Here is a 2,039-nt window from a genome sequence, read left to right on the forward strand (position 1 = left end):
GCTGCGTACCGCGTCGGCGTCCGTGATGGATTCCAGCCCGTCGAGGATGAGCGTGAGCGGTCCCTCCCCGCCCAGGCCGGTCACCAGGCCCGGCAGGATCTCCTCGATCCATGCGTCGACGGTCCACCCGTGGCCGTCGAGACGGCCGGGGAGGTTCGGTCGTGCCTGGCGCACCGCTCGGAGAATGCAGGACCACAGCCGGTCCGGGGCGTTGTCGTACGCGTCCAGGCTGAGCCAGGCGCACTCTCCACGGGCCGCCAGGCCTTGCGCCCATTCGGTCAGGAGCACCGTCTTCCCGGCGCCGGCCGGTGCGGAGAGCACCACGACGGGCTCGGTCGCCGCGTCGAGCCGGCGCAGCAGGCGCGGGCGTGTCAGCAGATGCGGGGGCTGGGCCGGGGGATGCAGCTTGAATGTCGCGACGGATCTGGTCATGGCACTCTCCGTGGAGTCGTCGGGACGGGCGGAGCCCCCGACGGCCGTGGCTCGCCTCGCGGGAGCCGGACATCGGGGGCGGTGGTCCCGGCGGGCCGGTCAGGGGCCCGGCAGCGGCCCGCTTCGCATCGCTGCCTCCAGGACCAGTGCCGCGGCACTGGGGCGGGTGGCGAAAGTCCCGTCGTCCGCAGGAGACAGGCGGGACTTTCACCACACGCCTAGTGCGCGGCCCCGAGCGTGCCGAAGCCGCCCGCGAAGTGGAGCAGCGGCCGGCAGTCCGCCTTGTGTGCCCAATGGCGGACGCCACCCACGAAGATGGTGTGGTCTCCGCCGGGGAGCGCCTCGGCGACGTCGCACACGACGGCCGCGATGGCGTCCTTCAGCACCGGCACGCCGTAGTCGTCGACGGTCTCGACGCCCGCGAACTTGTCCGCCTTGGAAGCGGCGAAGTTCCGTGCCAGGTGCTCGCTGTCCTCGCCGAGCACATTGACGGCGAAGCGCCCGTGCGCCGCGATCGCGGTCCGCGTGTACAGGTGGTTGCCGATGCACACGAGCAGTTGGAGCGGGTCCAGGGAGAGGGCGGACACGGCGCTCGCCGTCATACCGATGGGTGCGTCTCCTGAGTACGTGGTGATCACACTGACACCCGTGGCGAGCCGGCTCATCGTGGCTCGGAATTCGACCGTCATGTCAAGGGTTTCGGACATCGTAGGACCTCCGTGAACGTCGGGAAGAGCGTCGGCCTGCTGCACAGGTCAGTGGGTGAACTCATCGCCCCACCAGGCGGGTTGGCGGGTATGCCGGGAGAGCGGGGCAGGAGCGGGGGCGGTTGCCCTGTGACGTGCGCGAGGTCGTCGCGCACGTGAGGGGTGGATCGCGCCTCGCCGATTTCCAGGCGGAGTTGCGGGCCGGGGCGGTACCGAGGGGGGCCGGGCCACGGTCTGCCGTCTCGTCGGCGCGGCCGGTCTGCCAGACGTCGGACGTCGGCGGGTGGCGGGTGGCAGGTGGCGGCACCGCGAGCCGCTTGGTCCTCAGGCGGCGGGGAGGGGTTCGAGGACGAAGGTGTGGCGCAGCAGGGTGTAGGGCACGTCGGTCAGCCCGCGGCAGGGTCCGGCGTCGGCCGCGTACGTGTCGTAGGACTCGAGCAGCGACTCCTTGACCCCGAAGACCGGATCGGTGTCCAGGTACGGGTCGTCCGACGGGAACAGCATGCTGGTCACGCGCTGGAATCCGGGAGCCTCGATCAGCAGGTGCACGTGGGCGGGACGCATGGGCGACCTGCTGGTCGCGTTCAGGAGTTCGCCGACCGGGCCGTCAGCGGGTATCGGGTAACTGGACGGCCGGATGGAACGGAAGCTGAAGTGTCCCGTCTCGTCGGTGCGGAACAGCGCGCGCATGGCCGTGTCGACCTGGCCGGGCACATCGACGTCGTAGTGGCCGTCGGAGTCGCTGTGCCAGACGTCCACCGCGGCGGCGGACACCGGCGTTCCCTCGCGGTTCACGACCCGTCCCTCGAAGAACAGCGGGGTGCCGGGCAGGCCTGCGGAGATGTCTGCGGCGTCGGCGGGTTGCGGCCTGTCCTCCCTGAAGAAGGGGCCCAGGACGCT

1 protein-coding gene and 2 pseudogenes are annotated in these 2,039 nt (G+C 71.1%); all 3 read right to left on the reverse strand.

All coding sequences use genetic code 11. From position 1 onward, the window contains the following. Nucleotides 1–432, reverse strand: a pseudogene (locus ABZV34_RS38805) (hypothetical protein); the annotation flags it as partial. 218 nt (nucleotides 433–650) lie between these two features. Then, a complete protein-coding gene (locus ABZV34_RS38810; RefSeq protein ID WP_356287811.1) occupies nucleotides 651–1,139 on the reverse strand; it encodes a flavin reductase family protein in 489 nt (162 codons plus the stop codon). A gap of 324 nt (nucleotides 1,140–1,463) precedes the next feature. Then, nucleotides 1,464–2,039: pseudogene (locus ABZV34_RS38815) on the reverse strand (hydroxyquinol 1,2-dioxygenase); the annotation flags it as partial.

Source organism: Streptomyces sp. NPDC005195, from assembly GCF_040608315.1.
Lineage (GTDB): Bacteria > Actinomycetota > Actinomycetes > Streptomycetales > Streptomycetaceae > Streptomyces > Streptomyces kaempferi.